This window comes from Limosilactobacillus fastidiosus, assembly GCF_014145505.1.
Lineage (GTDB): Bacteria > Bacillota > Bacilli > Lactobacillales > Lactobacillaceae > Limosilactobacillus > Limosilactobacillus fastidiosus.
In genome coordinates this window covers 25,287-42,229 of record NZ_JACIUZ010000031.1, presented here as the reverse complement: position 1 = coordinate 42,229, position 16,943 = coordinate 25,287, and the positions used below count along the sequence as shown (strand labels likewise).

The 16,943-nt window shown below is 40.0% G+C and carries 19 protein-coding genes; all 19 read right to left on the bottom strand.

Annotated features, from left to right (window positions below; all coding sequences use genetic code 11):
- Positions 1-53: 53 nt before the first annotated feature.
- On the bottom strand, positions 54-353 hold the full coding sequence (locus H5R64_RS04435; protein WP_182580637.1) for a glycine cleavage system protein H: 300 nt from the start codon (positions 351-353) through the stop codon (positions 54-56).
- A 17-nt stretch (positions 354-370) separates the two neighbouring features.
- A complete protein-coding gene (locus tag H5R64_RS04430; RefSeq protein ID WP_182580626.1) occupies positions 371-1,567 on the bottom strand; it encodes an FtsW/RodA/SpoVE family cell cycle protein in 1,197 nt (398 codons plus the stop codon).
- Between the two features lie 45 nt (positions 1,568-1,612).
- Entirely contained in the window at positions 1,613-1,837 is a 225-nt protein-coding gene (locus H5R64_RS04425) for a DUF2969 domain-containing protein (protein ID WP_182580627.1), read from the bottom strand.
- Between the two features lie 13 nt (positions 1,838-1,850).
- The gene (gene yidD / locus H5R64_RS04420; protein WP_182580628.1) at positions 1,851-2,090 is read right to left on the bottom strand and encodes a membrane protein insertion efficiency factor YidD; all 240 of its coding nucleotides are present in this window, start codon (positions 2,088-2,090) and stop codon (positions 1,851-1,853) included.
- Positions 2,090-3,094 (bottom strand): rod shape-determining protein, encoded by a 1,005-nt coding sequence (gene mreB, locus H5R64_RS04415; RefSeq protein WP_182582936.1) that lies wholly within the window; start codon positions 3,092-3,094, stop codon positions 2,090-2,092. Before mreB ends, yidD begins: the two co-directional genes overlap by 1 nt.
- 70 nt (positions 3,095-3,164) lie before the next feature.
- Positions 3,165-4,481 carry a UDP-N-acetylglucosamine 1-carboxyvinyltransferase gene (gene murA, locus H5R64_RS04410; RefSeq protein ID WP_182582934.1) on the bottom strand — a complete coding sequence of 439 codons (1,317 nt, stop codon included), beginning with the start codon at positions 4,479-4,481 and terminating at the stop codon, positions 3,165-3,167.
- Between the two features lie 18 nt (positions 4,482-4,499).
- Complete coding sequence (locus tag H5R64_RS04405; protein WP_220476732.1) at positions 4,500-4,724, bottom strand: DUF1146 family protein; 225 nt, start codon at positions 4,722-4,724, stop codon at positions 4,500-4,502.
- 162 nt (positions 4,725-4,886) lie between these two features.
- Positions 4,887-5,315 carry a F0F1 ATP synthase subunit epsilon gene (locus tag H5R64_RS04400; RefSeq protein WP_182580664.1) on the bottom strand — a complete coding sequence of 143 codons (429 nt, stop codon included), beginning with the start codon at positions 5,313-5,315 and terminating at the stop codon, positions 4,887-4,889.
- A gap of 11 nt (positions 5,316-5,326) precedes the next feature.
- Complete coding sequence (gene atpD, locus H5R64_RS04395) at positions 5,327-6,751, bottom strand: F0F1 ATP synthase subunit beta (protein ID WP_182580665.1); 1,425 nt, start codon at positions 6,749-6,751, stop codon at positions 5,327-5,329.
- 23 nt (positions 6,752-6,774) lie between these two features.
- A complete protein-coding gene (locus H5R64_RS04390; RefSeq protein WP_182580666.1) occupies positions 6,775-7,701 on the bottom strand; it encodes a F0F1 ATP synthase subunit gamma in 927 nt (308 codons plus the stop codon).
- Positions 7,702-7,732: 31 nt separating this feature from the next.
- The gene (gene atpA / locus H5R64_RS04385; RefSeq protein ID WP_182580667.1) at positions 7,733-9,268 is read right to left on the bottom strand and encodes a F0F1 ATP synthase subunit alpha; all 1,536 of its coding nucleotides are present in this window, start codon (positions 9,266-9,268) and stop codon (positions 7,733-7,735) included.
- 29 nt (positions 9,269-9,297) lie between these two features.
- Positions 9,298-9,840 (bottom strand): ATP synthase F1 subunit delta, encoded by a 543-nt coding sequence (gene atpH, locus H5R64_RS04380; RefSeq protein WP_182582932.1) that lies wholly within the window; start codon positions 9,838-9,840, stop codon positions 9,298-9,300.
- Positions 9,830-10,348 (bottom strand): F0F1 ATP synthase subunit B, encoded by a 519-nt coding sequence (atpF, locus tag H5R64_RS04375; RefSeq protein ID WP_182580669.1) that lies wholly within the window; start codon positions 10,346-10,348, stop codon positions 9,830-9,832. The genes atpH and atpF overlap by 11 nt, the downstream gene beginning before the upstream one ends.
- 49 nt (positions 10,349-10,397) lie before the next feature.
- Complete coding sequence (gene atpE / locus H5R64_RS04370; RefSeq protein WP_003666561.1) at positions 10,398-10,616, bottom strand: F0F1 ATP synthase subunit C; 219 nt, start codon at positions 10,614-10,616, stop codon at positions 10,398-10,400.
- Between the two features lie 29 nt (positions 10,617-10,645).
- Positions 10,646-11,353 (bottom strand): F0F1 ATP synthase subunit A, encoded by a 708-nt coding sequence (gene atpB, locus H5R64_RS04365; RefSeq protein ID WP_182580670.1) that lies wholly within the window; start codon positions 11,351-11,353, stop codon positions 10,646-10,648.
- Positions 11,354-11,712: 359 nt separating this feature from the next.
- Complete coding sequence (locus tag H5R64_RS04360) at positions 11,713-13,014, bottom strand: solute carrier family 23 protein (RefSeq protein WP_182580671.1); 1,302 nt, start codon at positions 13,012-13,014, stop codon at positions 11,713-11,715.
- Positions 13,015-13,167: 153 nt separating this feature from the next.
- Positions 13,168-13,941: a YibE/F family protein gene (locus H5R64_RS04355; RefSeq protein ID WP_182580672.1), complete on the bottom strand. Its 774-nt coding sequence runs from the start codon at positions 13,939-13,941 to the stop codon at positions 13,168-13,170.
- A gap of 1 nt (position 13,942) precedes the next feature.
- Complete coding sequence (locus H5R64_RS04350; protein WP_182580674.1) at positions 13,943-15,052, bottom strand: YibE/F family protein; 1,110 nt, start codon at positions 15,050-15,052, stop codon at positions 13,943-13,945.
- Positions 15,053-15,158: 106 nt separating this feature from the next.
- Positions 15,159-16,886: a phosphoenolpyruvate--protein phosphotransferase gene (ptsP, locus tag H5R64_RS04345; RefSeq protein ID WP_182582930.1), complete on the bottom strand. Its 1,728-nt coding sequence runs from the start codon at positions 16,884-16,886 to the stop codon at positions 15,159-15,161.
- Positions 16,887-16,943 lie beyond the last annotated feature (57 nt).

The window sequence follows — 16,943 nt, the reverse complement described above, 5'->3', positions numbered from 1 at the left end:
AAAAAACGTAACCGAAATTCTCAGGCTACGTCTTTTTTATTTACTTTTAATCTCTATGCCTTTACTTCAACAATCCAGTTATCCCTTTCATCACTTGAATCAAGGAGTTCTGGCTGATCAATTGCCTTTTGATTTACCGTAACAATTTCGCCATCGACTGGACTATCAAGATCAGTAACAGCCTTTTCAGCTTCAACCGCGATAAACTTACCACCATTAATTAACTTTGTCCCCGTCGCAGGAACATCAATAAAACCAATTTGGCCTAGATCATCACGTCCACTATCATTTAATCCAATCCGAACATTACCATTATCTTGTTTTTTTACCCAAAAATAACTTTCAGCAACCATCTTCCATAACACCCCACTTACCTGAATTCCTTATTACTACTAAACATGTAAGAGTGATGGTGATATCTCATCGACATTACCATCCCGATTCCAATTAAATTACCAATTAGTGAGGAGCCTCCAGCGCTGATAAATGGTAACGGAATCCCTGTTAGTGGTAGTAATCCAATATTCATCCCAATATTTTCAAAAACGTGGAATAAAATCATCATAATAACACCAGTCGAAATATATGCATAGAATTCGTTCCTGGTATCAAACGTAACCCGGATCATGAGGTAGATTAATAACAGATAAAGCAAAATTAGCAATGCACTTCCAATAAAGCCAAAGTTTTCACCAATAACAGAGAAAATCATATCAGATTCACGAACAGGTACATAAACCTTGGAATTATTGAATCCGGTCCCGGTAATACCACCTGAACCAACTGCCTTAATACTTTGCCATAGTTGGTATCCCTGGTTACTGGTATCTTGTTCCGGATGAAGCCAAGTATCAACACGGTCAAATTGGTAAGCCTGGAAACCAACATGCTCCAGAATTGTCCGTCCAATCGAACTAGTAACCATTGCTAATGCCGAACCTCCAATTACAGCCAACGCAATCGCAGTTGGCGCAATGATCCGCCATGTAACACCTGAAACAAGAACCATCCCGCTGAAAATTGCAAAGAAGACAAGTCCTGTCCCAAAATCATTTTGTAACTTCAATGAAATTAAAATTGGTAATAACCAGAGGAACATCGTCCCAATTAATCGCCAATCAGATCTAACGGTATGAACATTATACCGATTATTATGAGTTGTAATTACCCGCCCCATCATTAAAATATAAGCCGGTTTCATGATTTCCGATGGCTGAAACGTGAATGGACCAATTGCAAACCAACTTTTAGCTCCCGTATTAGCATAGTATGCGCGACTATAGAACACTAGAATCGCAAACATCAAAAATATTCCAACCCAGTACGCTAGTGGTGCAACCTTCCATAGTTGTTCAGAATCGAACTGCATAATTACAACAACTAGAATTATCCCAATAATATACCAAATCAACTGACTCACTACTTGCCGCATCACACTCGTCGAACCACCAGTATCATGGACAGCAGCCACATAAATTGACGCTAAACCAATTAATGCTAATAGCAAGACACAGAATATAATTCCCCAATCAATTCGGCTTTCATCATCACTTTGAGAACGTTGCATTCTTTAACTCCTTTTTTGAGATTTGGGCAACGCTACTGCATCGCATTATCCTTGATGTAAATGATACTGCTGTAATACGACTTCAAGTCCCTCTTCTTGGGAGTGAACATAAAATTCACTTTCGTCAGCAGTTAGGAGAGCCTTAAAACGATTACCATCTGCCAATACTTCACCAACCAATCGTTTACCAATAAAAACTTGTTGAACTGGTTGATGGCGACGTTCAATATCTTTTACATTAACTTCAATTTTTTTATCTTTTCTTGCCACTTTTTCACCTTTATTATTTCATAACTCGATGGAAAGTAAATTTTGCTGGAACTGGATCATAGCCACCCCGCGCAAATGGTTGACACCGCAATAGCCTTACAATTCCAAGTAATATCCCCTTCATTCCAAAACGTTGAATTGCTTCCAACGTATATTCTGAACAAGAGGGATAATACCGACAAATTTTAAGTGGTCGCTTTGCCGATATGTTTCGTTGATACCATAGAATCATTCGACTTACGAGCTTAACCATTACTTCTTACTCTTTTTACTGTTATCGGTCTTTTGCATCCGTTCAAGCATTTCACCAGCACCCTTGGCAACATTATCAAGAGGATCCTGAGAAACGACAACGGGAACTTTTAATTGATCACTAAAGAGTTGATCGATTCCTTTAAGAAGGGAAGTTCCCCCCGTTAACATGATACCACGATCAATAATATCACTAGCCAACTCAGGTGGGATTGTTTCTAAAACGCTAACCGTTGCTTTAACGATTTGTTCAAGTGTCCCGTGAATTGCCTCTTCGATCTCGTTTTCATCAGTGGTGATTTGCTTGGGCATTCCAGTAGCAACATCACGACCACGGACCTCCATCTTCTGTGGTTCGTCAACAGGTAAGGCTGTCCCAATTTCCATCTTAATTTGTTCGGCAGTATGTTCACCAATAATTAAGCCGTGGTGATCCTTAATATAAGCAGTAATATCATTATTCAACTTATCACCAGCCATCCGAATAGATTGACTAGCAACAATATCACCTAAGGAAAGGATAGCAATATCACTGGTACCACCACCCATGTCAATCACCATACTACCGCGTGGCTTAAAGATATCAAGACCAGCACCGATTGCGGCTACCTTAGGCTCGTATTCAAGGTAAACCTTACCCCCACCGGACTGCTCAGCTGCTTGAATAATCGCTTTTCGTTCAATTTCAGTAATGTTTGTAGGGGCACAGATCATAATATCTGGTTTAGACATAAAGCCCTTAACGCTTAATTTGCCGATAAAGTACGAAAGCATTTCTTGGGTAACATCGAAGTCGGAAATAACACCATTCTTCAATGGACGAATAGCCCGAATATTACTTGGCGTCCGTCCAACCATTCGATATGCTTCTGAGCCAACAGCTAAAACTTTATTAGTTTGCGTATCAATCGCAACAACTGAAGGTTCGTTCAAGACGATTCCCTTGCCTTGAACATAAATTAGGACGTTTGCAGTTCCTAAATCGATTCCGATATCCTTTGCCATTTATGTAATTTCTCCTTCCGGCCAAATCATTATAATAACGTTGGTAATTATACCACATAATTGAAAAATACTAACTACGTTCGGTATGGTTGACGGTTTCCTCTGGCTTTAGTTCGATCTGGTCATCAATATTAATTCGGTCAATTTGCGCACCGAGCTGGGCTAATTTTTGATGAAAATGATAATATCCTCGGTCAAGGTATTTCAAATTTCGTACTTGAGTAATTCCTTGAGCAACTAATCCAGCGATTACTAAAGCAGCTCCAGCACGTAAATCGGTGGCAGCAACTTCTGCCCCACTAAATTTAGTTGGACCACTTAATGCCGCAGTCGAGTTTTTGATTTGATAATCAGCATTCATCCGCCGTAATTCTTCAAGATGCATAAATCTTTTCTCAAAGACCGTTTCATTCATTGTACTTGTCCCGTTTGCTAATAATTGTAGAACGGTCATCTGTGGCTGTAAATCAGTTGGAAAACCAGGATAAGGCGCTGTTTGGACCGCTGATGGTAGCAAGACTGAGGTACCAAGAACACGGATCCCGTCATCTTGATCAACTACCGTCACTCCCATATCCTGTAGCTTAGCAATTAGTGGTTCATTATACTTACTTTCTGCGTTCTCAACGACCACATCACCATTAGTCGCAGCAGCAGCAATCATAAATGTTCCGGCTTCAATTCGGTCAGACATTACCCGATAATCACAACCATGGAGAAAATTAACCCCTTGAATACGAATAACATCGGTTCCAGCACCATGAACTCGTGCTCCCATTTTATTTAGGGCATTTGCCAAATCAACAATTTCCGGCTCACGAGCACAATTTTCAATCGTTGTGATTCCCTCAGCTAAAGTTGCTGCCATCATAACATTTTGCGTTGCGCCAACGCTTGGGAAGTCGAGGTAAATGTTTGCCCCAACTAGGCGATCTGCATGTGCTTCAATATATCCATCATGTTGTTCAATCGTCGCCCCAAGCTGGCGTAGTCCCTTAAGGTGAAGATCAATTGGCCGCGAACCAATCGCACAACCACCAGGGAGCGCAATTTTCGCATAACCAGTTCTTGCTAACAATGGTCCCATTACCACCATCGAAGCACGCATTTTACTTACGTATTGAAAGGGTGCCTCTGAAGAAAGCTTTGAACTCGCATTCAAATTAATAGTATGTTTTTCTTGATCAAATTGAACCCGAATATTTAAGAATTTTAATAATTCATTCATCATTAGGACATCTGATAATACCGGAACATTAGTTAAATGAAAAGTTCCGGTAGAAGCAAGAATACTAGCTGCTTGAAGTGGCAAGACAGCATTTTTTGCTCCTTCAACGGCGACGCGCCCCAACAAACGATGACCACCCTTAATAATTATCTTTTCCATAACTTACTCCTTATTAAATCAACGCAATAAACCGGGTAGTTGGCTAACCGCATTAATAAATCCAATAAAGAAATTGGCACATAAGTAACCAATAGCTGTAGAAAGTAAGACAATGGCTAACGGTAATGTTTTCGGTGGTTGACGAAAGAATCGTTCAAGTCGAAATCCCTGAATTGCGGTAAACGTTAACCAGATCATTCCGAGTTGGATAACTATTTCTACTAAAGCTTTTATTCCAGACATTTGCACCAATTTCACCTTCTTTAAAACCAACTACAATCTTATCATACCAACTCAACGGTGATCAGTCATCATTAACAACCTTTAGACTATGTTAATAATCAAAAAAGGATATTTAATGAGATAAAGCTCATTAAATACCCTTTTTACTTTGTTAAAAATCAGTTACTTATGTTTGAACTTAGAAACTTTCAGACGGTTAACAGCCCGTTTCAAATGAACCTCAGCCCGAGCGAGATCATTTTGCTTATGAGCTTTCTTTGCCTTCTGAATTTCTTCTTTAGCACGATCTACCGCATGTTGGGCACGCTCGACGTCAATCTTTTCTGGCATCTCAGCACTGTCTGCTGTAATTAGGGCTGTGTGACCATCAAATTGCATGATCCCACCGTTAACAGCAGCAATTTCGTCAGTACCCTCTTCATGCTTGATTCGCAACTCACTAATTAATAATGATGCCAATACAGGTACGTGATTAGCCATGATCCCCATTTGACCACTAGCAGTGTTCATAACAATCATCGTGGCATTATCATTATCATAAACCGTACCATCTGGAGTGATAATGGTGACTTTAAACTTAGTATCAGCCATAATTATCCCTCCTAATCTGCAGATTCTTTAGCAGCATCAGCCTTCATTTTCTTAGCTTTTTCAACAGCATCGTCGATTGTACCAACCAACCGGAATGCTTCTTCTGGTAAGTCATCGTACTTACCCTCAAGAATACCCTTAAATCCTTTAATAGTATCCTTTAACGGAACATACTTACCTGGCGTACCAGTAAATTGTTCGGCAACACTGAAACTTTGTGATAGGAAGTTTTGAATCCGCCGAGCACGAGCAACGATAACCTTTTCATCATCGGATAATTCATCCATCCCAAGGATTGAAATGATATCTTGTAATTCATGGTACCGTTGCAAAACATGTTGAACTTCAGTAGCAACTTCATAGTGTTCCTTACCAACAATTTCAGGAGTTAACGCTGTAGAAGTTGAAGCTAATGGGTCAACGGCTGGGTAAATACCAATTTGCGTTAACCGCCGTTCCAAGTTAGTGGTGGCATCCAAGTGAGCGAATGTCGTTGCTGGAGCAGGGTCGGTGTAGTCATCGGCTGGAACATAAACAGCTTGAATTGAAGTAATTGAACCCTTCTTAGTAGAAGTAATCCGTTCCTGCAATTGACCCATTTCAGTAGCTAACGTTGGCTGGTAACCAACAGCAGAAGGAATCCGTCCCAAGAGGGCAGAAACTTCTGAACCAGCCTGAGTAAACCGGAAAATATTATCGATGAACAATAGTACATCTTGACCCTTTACATCACGGAAGTATTCCGCAATAGTCAATCCAGTTAAGGCAACCCGCATACGAGCACCAGGAGGTTCGTTCATCTGACCATAAACCATAGCAGTCTTTTCGAGAACTCCTGAAGCCTTCATTTCATAGTACATATCGTTACCTTCACGGGTCCGTTCACCAACACCTGTGAAGACAGAAATACCATTGTGACCTTGAGCAATGTTGTGGATTAATTCCTGAATCAAAACGGTCTTACCAACACCGGCACCACCGAATAACCCAATTTTACCACCACGAACATATGGTGCTAACAAGTCAATAACCTTAATCCCAGTTTCAAGGATTTCAGTATTGTTATTTAATTCATCATACTTAGGTGCATCACGGTGAATAGGCATCCGCTTTGCATCTGGTCCAAACTTAGGACCATTATCAACTGGTTCACCTAAAACGTTGAAAACACGTCCCAGAGTGTCGTCACCAACCGGTACACTAATAGGTGCGCCAGTGTTTTCGACTTCCATTCCCCGTTGAAGACCATCAGTACCGTCCATGGCAATCGTCCGAACTACACCGTCACCCAATTCAAGGGCAACTTCGGTAGTCAAAGTCTTGTCATCACTTTCCTTGATCTTTAACGCGTCGTTAATCTCTGGTAGTTTTTCATCTAAGGGGAACTCAATATCAACAACTGGTCCGACAACTTGGACAACTTTACCAGAACTCATGTTGTTTCCTCCTCAGTTAAATTTTATTCTTGTGCTGTCATACCACCAGTAATTTCAGTGATTTCAGTGGTAATCGCAGCTTGACGAGCACGGTTATATTGCAATTCTAATGATGAAATAATGTCATCAGCATTATCAGTTGCAGACCGCATAGCGTTAGCACTTGAAGAATGCTCGGATGTCTTCGCATCAAGGATTGCCCCATACAATAAACTTTCAGCATATTGTGAGACAAGTTCTGCAATAATTTCCGTATCCGAAGGTTCGAATTCGTATTCCGCCGTAATTGGTGATTCATCCTTATTGGATTCAGCAGATTTTTTCTCATCATCCATCAATGATTCCGCCGTAATTGGCAATACATCATGAACCCGTACTCGGGACGTAATTCGATTGACATAGTGGCTATAAACCAGGTACATCTCATCGAATACGGCATCGTCATACATCTGAACTGCTGTCTTCACAATTTGATGAACTTCACGGAAGGTTGGTACATCACTGATTCCTGAATATTGGTAGACAACGTTCATCCCACGTTTCTTAAAAAATTCAGTTCCTGTTTTACCAACCGTTAAGAATACCGTGTTTTCAGCGGTCAAATTCTTATCCGTCATCAATTGTAAAGTTTGCTTGATAATATTGTTATTGTAACTACCAACCAAGCCACGATCAGATGTAATAACTAAAATTCCAGTCTTCTTAACTGGACGCTTCTCAAACAACGCAGCATAGGCGTCATGACTGGCACTAGCTGCAGATGCGTTGTGAGATTTAACCAGATCGGACAACATATTCTTAACCTTCTCAGCATATACTTCATATGTCTGAGTATGATGTTGAATTTGATTCAATTTTGCAGTTGAAACCATTTGCATGGCAGAAGTAATCTGGCGCGTGCTCTTCGTGGATTCAATCTTATGCTTAACAGCAGCAAGTGAAGCTGGCACTAAATCTCACCGTCCTTTCGACTAGTCATTCTTAATTTTCTTGTGCGGCTTTCTTCTTGTCATCGCTGGTTTGAAATGACTTTGTAAAATCAGCAACAGCATTCTTTAAGTCGTCACCTTCTGGTAATTTACCAGTTGACTTAATCGTGTCATAAAGGTCTTGGTGATTAGCATGCATAAATGTAGCAAGTTCACTTTCATAACGTAAAACATCATCCACTGGAATTTGATCAACGAACCCGTTTGATAAGGCAAACAAGGTTACAACTTGTTGTTCAACAGGTTGCGGTTGATGCAAGCCCTGCTTCAAAAGTTCCATTGTGTGCTTACCACGTGACAACTTAGCTTGGGTTGCTTCATCCAAATCAGAACCAAATTGGGCAAATGAAGCCAATTCGTTATATGACGCAATATCCAAACGTAATGTCCCAGCAACCTTCTTCATTGCCTTAATCTGGGCATCACCACCAACCCGAGAAACTGATGTACCAGCATCAATAGCTGGACGTTGACCTGCATAGAACTCATCAGCGTTCAAGAAAATCTGTCCATCAGTAATTGAAATAACGTTGGTTGGAATGTAAGCAGAAACGTCACCAGCCTGAGTTTGAATAATTGGTAATGCAGTCATTGAACCGCCACCAAGATCATCAGACAACCGCGCAGCACGTTCCAGTAACCGTGAGTGAGTATAGAAAATATCACCAGGGTAAGCTTCACGACCAGGAGGCCGACGAAGAATTAATGAAAGTTCACGGTAGGCATCGGCCTGCTTTGAAAGATCATCATAAACAATCAGAACATCCTTACCACCGTACATAAACTCTTCACCCATTGCAGCACCAGCATAAGGGGCAATGTAAAGCATTGGTGCAGGGTTAGAAGCACTAGCTGAAACAACAATTGTGTAGTCTAATGCTCCGTAACGACGTAAGGTTTCAACGTTCGCACGAACAGTTGATTCCTTTTGACCAATTGCAACGTAAATACAAATAACGTCCTTGCCCTTTTGGTTAATGATGGTATCCAATGCAATGGCAGTCTTACCAGTCTTCCGGTCACCAATGATCAACTCACGCTGACCACGACCAATTGGTACTAAAGCATCAATAACCTTAATACCAGTTTGCAATGGTTCACTAACACTCTTTCGCTCCATAACACCTGGAGCCTTCTTTTCAATTGGACGTGTCTTATCAGTCTTGATTTCACCAAGTCCATCAATTGGACGACCAAGTGAATCAACAACCCGTCCTAACAATGCATCGCCGACGGGGACTTCCATGATTCGACCCGTCCGCTTAACGGTATCACCTTCACGAATGCCAGAGAAATCTCCCAAAATAACGATACCAACATCGTTACTTTCGAGGTTTTGTGCCATTCCGTAAACACCGTTACTAAATTCGAGCAACTCACCAGCCATGGCATTTTCCAAGCCGTCAGCACGAGCAACACCATCACCAACATAGGTAACAGTACCCGTTTCTTCGACAGATACCTTGTCTTGATAGTTGGCAAGTTGCTTCTTGATGAGTGAACTGATTTCCTCAGTTTTAATGCTCATAAAGGTCTCACCTCTTCGAAATAAGATTATTATCTAACTAGTAAACGACGAATCTGCTTAATTTTTGAACTTAAGCTACCATCTAATGTCTTATTATTAAGACGAACAATAACTCCGCCCAAAATTTCGGGATCAACTTGTTCATGAAGAACAACTTCCTTAGCACCAAAACGTTGGGCTAGCTTAGCCTTAAGTTGATCGCGTTGTTGTTTATCAAGTTGGATCGCTGTAACAACGTCAGCATGAACACGTTTTATTTTAGCGTCATACCGTCGTTCAAACTCATCAATGATTGCAACTAGATCATTAATCCGGCCGTAATCAAAAGTCATTTGAATTAAATTTGAAACCGGTTGAGAAAAGCCTTTCTTCAAATCATCAATAAGGGACTTCTTTTCACTGATTGATAATTGGACTCCTGATAATACAGGGGCCAGTGCAGCGTTGTCCTCAAAGACTTGACGTAAAGCAGTCAATTCTTGATAAGTTTGATCGAGTGTATTGTTTTCATCGACCAACTCGAACAGTGCCTTCGCATAACGATTTGCAACTGTTTGCTTATCAAGACTCATGATCTACCAACCCTTCAATATACGAATCAATCAGTTCTTTTTGATCATCCGCATTCAATTCTTTATGGATGAGTTTGGAAGCAATCTCAATAGATAAGTTTGCAACGTCATCCTTTGCACCATTCAACGCGTCACGACGAGCTTGTTTAGCATCTTCTTGTGCGCGTTGTTTAAGTGCTTGAGCGTCATTTTGTGCAGTTTCAACAATCTGAGCCCGTTGAGCTTCACCAGACTTCTTAGCATTATTAATAATGTCAGCAGCTTCTTGGTGAGAGTTCTGGAGTTCAGCTTGTCGTTTAGCAGCCATCTTTTCAGCGTTTTCACGTGATTTAGCAGCGTTATCAATATCACTAGCAATCTTATCTGCACGCTTCTTCATCATATCTGTAACTGGCTTCCAAGCAAAGTGCTTGATAAGTAGCATCAGAATAATGAAAGTAACGATGTAAAATACCAAATCACCAACGTATAAGCTATTAGATTCAGCTAAAACACTGTTCACAAACATCTATTGACACCTCCTTGTTCTGTGAAATAAAAATTATTAATCAAAATAATTACTTGTTCATAACAAGGAAACCGATAACAATAGCGATGATAGGCATGGCTTCAATCAAACCAACACCAATAAACATCGTTGCTTGTAATCTACTTTGTAATTCTGGTTGCCGTGCGATACTGTCAACAGTGTGTCCAATCAAGATACCATCACCGATACCACCACCGATAGCGGCACCCATAGCCGCGAGTCCTGCAGCAATTGCTCCTAATGCCATTTTTAAATTCCTCCTTGAGAGATAGATTATTATTCGGAAACCTTCCGAGAAATATAAACCGTCGTTAATGTTACAAAAACATATGCCTGAATTGAACCGATAAATACTGAGAAACCTTGCCAAAGCAATTCAAGCAAGAATCCTGGAATGATTGTCAAAGCACCATGTGAGAAGGCAACTCCAGCAACCAACTTCAATAGCAATTCACCGGCAAAAATGTTACCAAAGATCCGCAAACCCAAAGTTAAGAAGTTAGCCAATTCTTCAATGATATTGACTGGCAACATCAATGCAAATGGCTTTACATACCCCTTCAAGTAACCACCAAGGCCTTGGTTTGCAATTCCCGCAAAGTGTGCCAAAACGATTACCATCAGTGAGAATGTTAAAGTAACAACTGGATCCGCCGTTGGACTTCTAAGAATTTCTTGGTTATTCCAACTAAGGTTAAAAATCAACCCAAATTGGTTTGCAAAGAAAATGAAGACAAAGAGAACAAAAGCAAAGAAACTATAATGTCCAGTCTCTTCATTTGGCATCTGGCTACGAACAATTCCATTTGTGAAGTCAATCAACCATTCCAAAACATTTTGCGCCCCTTTAGGCTTCATTTGAATCTTGCGGGACATGCCAAATAACACGAAGAATACAATCGCATAAATAACAAGGCCCGAAATAATGTTTGTCGCATTAAAAGTTAAACCAAGAAACTTAAAAGTAAAAGCATCACCGCCCATTCATATTTCACCTCTTTCCTTAATAACAATAATTTGGCTGTAAATTGGATGAACGTCGTATACCATACGAACTAGCCCAATATACGAATATTAATATATCATCATTTGAGGGAACATTCAAAAAAATTTCTAATTTTTTAGGGGAACAAAACGCTAATAAAGCCTTATTTTTAGCAGTCTTTTGCTCATTTTCAAGTATGGCTTTTTAATCATTCTTCCACGTACATGAATGGAAAACTTGACCAATTTATTAAAATATCGATTTCTCAGCACTTCAACTGCTAGTTTGCTATTACATTATTACTTATCTTTAAAGTATTAAAGAGACTGGATTGATTTCCAGTCTCTTTACTCAGATTTTATTTTGCTTGGTTAACCTTAGCCGCAATTTCTTTTTCGCTCCGAGCTTTCTGTGGAAGAACAAGGTTTAAAAGGATTCCTAAGACGGCAGCAACTGCTAAACCAGAGAATTGATATTGCCCTAATTGAAGGTAGGCATTCCCAATCCCGATCACAAGAATCGCTGAAGCAATCATCAAATTCCGTTTTTTATTGAAATCAATCTGATCTTCAATCATTACCCGTAACCCACTAGAAGCAATTACCCCAAAGAGCAGGAAGGAAATCCCACCAATTACAGGCATTGGAATCGTTTCAATCAACGCACTAAGTTTTCCGATAAAGCTGAAGAAGATCGCAAAGGCTGCTGCCCCAGCAATAACGTAAACGGATTGAACCTTGGTGATCGCAATCACACCAATATTTTCACCATAACTGGTAACTGGGGGGCCACCAACAAATCCAGCAATAATTGATGCGGTCCCATCCCCGGCCAATGTATGACTAAGGCCAGGATTCTTAAAGTAGTTTCGTTCAGTCAACTCATTTAACACCATAATATGACCAAGGTGTTCTGTCATTGTTACAAAGGCAATGGGTGCCATGCTCAAGATTGCCCCCCAATAAAACTGGGGATGATAATTGATAAATGGAATTTGGAATGCAGGAAGGCTAAACCAATGTGCCTTTTCTACGGGAGCAAAATCAACTATCCCAAATAGGCAAGCAACAATATAGCCAAAAACAATCCCCATCAAGATTGGAATCAAACCCATAAATCCTTTAAAGTACATGTTAAAGGCGATCGTTAAAAGCATTGTAATCATTGCTACCGCAAAGAACTTCAAGTCATATTTACCGGTTATAGAATTAATTGTTGCATCTTTAGCAGCAGTACTTGCCAAGGAAAGACCAATTACAACAACAACTGGTCCAACCACAATTGGAGGTAAAATCTTATCAATCCAGTCAGAACCAATTAAACTAACAACCAAAGCAACAATTAGATAAACACATCCAACTGCAATTGTTCCTTGCGCGATTCCTGGATACCCTGTTGTCTTCATGAGTGCCATCATTGGAACAACAAATGAGAAACTTGATCCCATATAAGCTGGAATCTTATGCTTAGTAATTAATAGGTACATTAACGTACCAACACCAGAACTAAAAAGTGCAATGCCGGGATTTAACCCAACCAGAATCGGTACCAAGACGGTGGAACCGAACATGGAAAACATGTGTTGAAGTGAAAGCCCAATCCACTGACTTGTTTTGGGCTTTTCATTAACGTCTAAAACGACATCATCACGATGAGCCATGAATACTTTCCCTCCCCTAAGAAAATAAAGCAGCTTCGAGTGAGATCTCAAAGCTGCTTTTAATGCTACTACAATAATCTTGTAGGGTATTTTCTGCGCACCTTTGAGGCCTCACGGGACCTCCTTTAAAGGTTTTAATATTTGTTTGTTAGTTTACTTTGTTTCTATCGTTTTGTCAATGACTTGTTTTCGTCGCTTAACCATTACTAGTGAAGTAATGGGAACAGTTAGAAGTACACCAAGGAATGAAATCAAAACTTCAATTAATTCAGCCACAAAAATCTTATTATTCATAATTGTTCCGAACGAATAGTGAAGTCCGGCAAACCAAATAAACAATGAAAGGACACCACCAAAACAACCAAAAAACAGAGTATTCAGGGTGGTTCCAATAATCTGTTGTCCAATTCCCATTCCACCCTCTACTAGTCGTGAATTACTAATCTCTGGGTGAGTTTCAAGGATTTCTGTTAATCCTGCAGAAATAGCCATTGCGGCTTCAGCTATTGCCCCTAAAGTACTGAGAACAATAGCCGTTACTGACACTTTCAAATAGCTAATCCCGATCAAAATCGACATTCCTTCTAGATCATCACTATCTTCTGTTCCAAATCCTTGAACCATTGCCCAGTGACTAATAAAGAAAATTAAAAAGAGAAGAATGGTCAAAACAATTAATGAAGCATAAAAAGCAGTTACCGTTGTTCGTAAGTCATCTTCACCCATGAAGATCGTAATTGATAAAATTATTACCCCAATTACCACTGCAACAAATATTGGGGGAACATGGAATTCAATTAAAACAATTCCAAAAAAGAGAAAGCAAAAATTGAGCAACAAACTAACGAATGACCGGAATCCTTGCTTACCGCCAATAAGAAACATTACAAAAAGTAGTACTAATCCTAAAGCATTGATTGAACTCATTCTACTTCCTCTTTCCCAATAATAATGAACCAAATACACTAACGGCTGGAACGGCAAGAACGATTCCAATCCCACTAATTAAACTCTGCACCATTCCTAAACTCATATTCATATTAAACGTATATCCCCAACTATTTCCATTTTTCAAGTACAGCAAACTATTGGTAAAGGTATCGGCCATAAAAATTAAAAAAAGAACATTCACAAGCGGTCCCATAATTGATTTACCAACACTTTTTCCTGACATAAATAATTGCATTCGGGAAACATTAGGATCAATTCGTTTTAGTTCAAAAAGCGTCGCTACAATATCACTTGACTCGTCCATTACTGCTCCTAAAGAACCGAGCAGGATTTCGGCAATAAATAGCGGCCGTGGTACTTGGGTAACATATTGCATTGACTCATAGTAAACACCCCGGTTATTCGTTAAGGATAATACAAGGACTCCTACTAAAATTGCAATCGTTGTCCCCACAATGGTTGACCCAAAAGTTGCCAGCATCTTTTTCGTCGGCCCTAACACCAGAAGCAGGCTAACGGCTGTAAAGATCAAAGCGAGGATCGAAAAGATTAATAAAGCATGGTTTCCTTGATTATGAAGATCAAGGGCAAGAGCAATCATAAATAAAATGATATCAAAAACCACACTGATTAGGGCAAACGTTCCGGCACGCCCCATCGTTAAAAGGAGGATCGTAATAACAAGCCAACTAAGGAAAACAACTACCGTGTCTCGTTTTTGTCCAGCTGGGTTAGCTATTAAACCACCGCCATGTTTTACCAGTTGTGAAAGAAAGAGCTGATCCCCAATATGATACTGCTGGTCCATTGGCTGAGAGTCACTAAAGGTGTTCTTAATGGTTACTTTTGACCCCCGATACTTTCCATTCATCAACACTGCAGTAATTTGCTGTTCGGTTTGATGATCAACGTTTTTAAACTCATCCTCTGTTCGTTGAGCTTTTCCATTTGTCACTCTAACAACTCGAGCAATCGGTTGGCGGTAAAGCCGCTGATTGTGAGTAACAAAAATCATTGCTAATATCCCGCAAATAGCCATTCCAATTAATAGATATGTTTTTTGCCGCGACCATTTGAACGTCACGATATTCACTTCCTCATGTTTGCAATCATAGTTTATCTTACTATTCATTTAAAGCAAAAAAAGTGGCACGATAAATCTTATATTTATCGCAACCTCTTTAAATGATTCTTTAATGAGCTATTAACCACTTCTCGACTAAATCATGGACTTGAGTTGCTGTTTCACATTCTGTAACTGCACGTTGATAAAGCTGCTGACACTCCTTAATATTAAGCCCCCTCATCATTGAACGAGTGCGGAGAATAGATGTAGCACTCATTGAATACTCATCTAATCCCATTCCCATTAACAATGGTAATGCAAGCCGATCACCAGCCATTTCACCACACATAGCAACCGTCGTATTATGTTGATGACCCGACTTGATTATGTGGGCAATTAGTTTTAAGAATGGGGGATTTAGTGGTTGATAAAGGTAAGAAACTGAAGCATTCCCCCGATCTGCAGCAAAGCAGTATTGAATCAAATCATTTGTCCCAATACTGAAAAAGTCAACTTCCTTAGCCAACCTTTCAGCATACAAAGCAGCCAAGGGAACTTCGATCATAATTCCTAACTTAATGTTTGCACCAATTTTAGGGTAATCTTGACGAAGCTTTTTTCGCTCTTCATAATAAATCTTTTTAGCTGCTTGTAATTCTTCAAGAGTGGTAATCATTGGGAACATAATATTAATTCGGCCAAATTGGGACGCCCGAATCAAAGCCCGAAGCTGGGTGCGAAACATTTGCGGGCGATCTAATGAAATCCGAATTGCCCGGTAACCTAAAAATGGGTTTAACTCATGGGGTAGTGGCATAAACGTTAAGGGTTTATCTCCGCCAATATCAAGCGTTCGTACCACCAATGTTCGCCCACCAAGACTTTCAACAGCCTCTTTGTATGCTTGCAGCTGTTCTTCTTCTGTTGGTAAGTGTTCACTCTTCATATAGAGAAATTCGGTCCGAAAAAGGCCAATTTCATCTGCACCATTATTAACCGCTGCCGGAATATCATTTGAGGAACCAATATTAGCGGAAATCGTTAATCGTTGTCCATCCTTAGTAAGGGATGGGCTGTCAACTAGTTTTGCCCATTCAAGCTTTTCTGCAGCGTATTGACTAGCAATTTGCTGAAAATGCTTAACTTGATTAGTTGTTGGCTCAATAATGGTTGTTCCCGAAAAACCATCAACTATTGCCCGTTCCCCATTTTCTACCTGGTGGGCAATTCCCTTACAACCAACAATTGCAGGAATTTGCAAAGAACGAGCCATAATTGCTGCATGACTTGTTCGTCCCCCCACCTCAGTCACAATTCCCTTAACAAACTTAGCATTCATCTGGGATGTATCTGATGGGCCAATCATATGAGCAACTACAATTACCGGATGATCAAGAGCCCGTAAGTTAGGAAGGGTCTTTCCTTCAAGCTTAGCAAGAACTTGATCACGAATACTTGCAAAATCTGTTGCCCGTTCCTGCATGTACTTATTTCCCGTCATTGATTCAAATTCACGGATAACCCGGGAAATAACTTCTTCAAAAGCGGTTTCAGCATTTATCCGTTGGCTCCGAATCCGGGTGATTACTTGATTAAACATTTCAGGATCGTTTAAAATTTCAATATGAACATCAAAGATCGCTAATTCATCTTTTGACAATTTTTTTGTCGCTGCTTCTTTTAGTTCTTTAAGATCATCACTAATTGCCAGTAAAGCATTCTTAAATCGCTCAATCTCTGCAGATGAATCACTAATCCGTTGCTTTTCAAAACTCAAATCTGGTTTATCGACAATATATACTGGTGCGATACCTACACCATTACTTGCCGCTGTCCCTGTCATTTTCAATGTCATTTTAGCAGTTTACCCTCTTTAAAGAAAACGGTTTATATTTATTATAAGGGAATTTCC

Excerpts from the sequence above, each read along its gene's own strand:
- atpH (WP_182582932.1), bottom strand. The coding sequence starts at position 9,840 with ATGAGTCTTGATAAGCAAACAGTTGCAAATCGTTATGCGAAGGCACTG.
- H5R64_RS04435 (WP_182580637.1), bottom strand. The coding sequence starts at position 353 with ATGGTTGCTGAAAGTTATTTTTGGGTAAAAAAACAAGATAATGGTAAT.
- mreB (WP_182582936.1), bottom strand. The coding sequence starts at position 3,094 with ATGGCAAAGGATATCGGAATCGATTTAGGAACTGCAAACGTCCTAATT.
- atpB (WP_182580670.1), bottom strand. The coding sequence starts at position 11,353 with ATGGGCGGTGATGCTTTTACTTTTAAGTTTCTTGGTTTAACTTTTAAT.
- ptsP (WP_182582930.1), bottom strand. The coding sequence starts at position 16,886 with ATGACATTGAAAATGACAGGGACAGCGGCAAGTAATGGTGTAGGTATC.
- H5R64_RS04355 (WP_182580672.1), bottom strand. The coding sequence starts at position 13,941 with ATGAGTTCAATCAATGCTTTAGGATTAGTACTACTTTTTGTAATGTTT.
- atpE (WP_003666561.1), bottom strand. The coding sequence starts at position 10,616 with ATGGCATTAGGAGCAATTGCTGCAGGACTCGCGGCTATGGGTGCCGCT.
- murA (WP_182582934.1), bottom strand. The coding sequence starts at position 4,481 with ATGGAAAAGATAATTATTAAGGGTGGTCATCGTTTGTTGGGGCGCGTC.
- H5R64_RS04400 (WP_182580664.1), bottom strand. The coding sequence starts at position 5,315 with ATGGCTGATACTAAGTTTAAAGTCACCATTATCACTCCAGATGGTACG.
- H5R64_RS04360 (WP_182580671.1), bottom strand. The coding sequence starts at position 13,014 with ATGGCTCATCGTGATGATGTCGTTTTAGACGTTAATGAAAAGCCCAAA.
- H5R64_RS04430 (WP_182580626.1), bottom strand. The coding sequence starts at position 1,567 with ATGCAACGTTCTCAAAGTGATGATGAAAGCCGAATTGATTGGGGAATT.
- atpF (WP_182580669.1), bottom strand. The coding sequence starts at position 10,348 with ATGTTTGTGAACAGTGTTTTAGCTGAATCTAATAGCTTATACGTTGGT.
- H5R64_RS04405 (WP_220476732.1), bottom strand. The coding sequence starts at position 4,724 with ATGTCTGGAATAAAAGCTTTAGTAGAAATAGTTATCCAACTCGGAATG.
- yidD (WP_182580628.1), bottom strand. The coding sequence starts at position 2,090 with ATGGTTAAGCTCGTAAGTCGAATGATTCTATGGTATCAACGAAACATA.
- atpA (WP_182580667.1), bottom strand. The coding sequence starts at position 9,268 with ATGAGCATTAAAACTGAGGAAATCAGTTCACTCATCAAGAAGCAACTT.
- atpD (WP_182580665.1), bottom strand. The coding sequence starts at position 6,751 with ATGAGTTCTGGTAAAGTTGTCCAAGTTGTCGGACCAGTTGTTGATATT.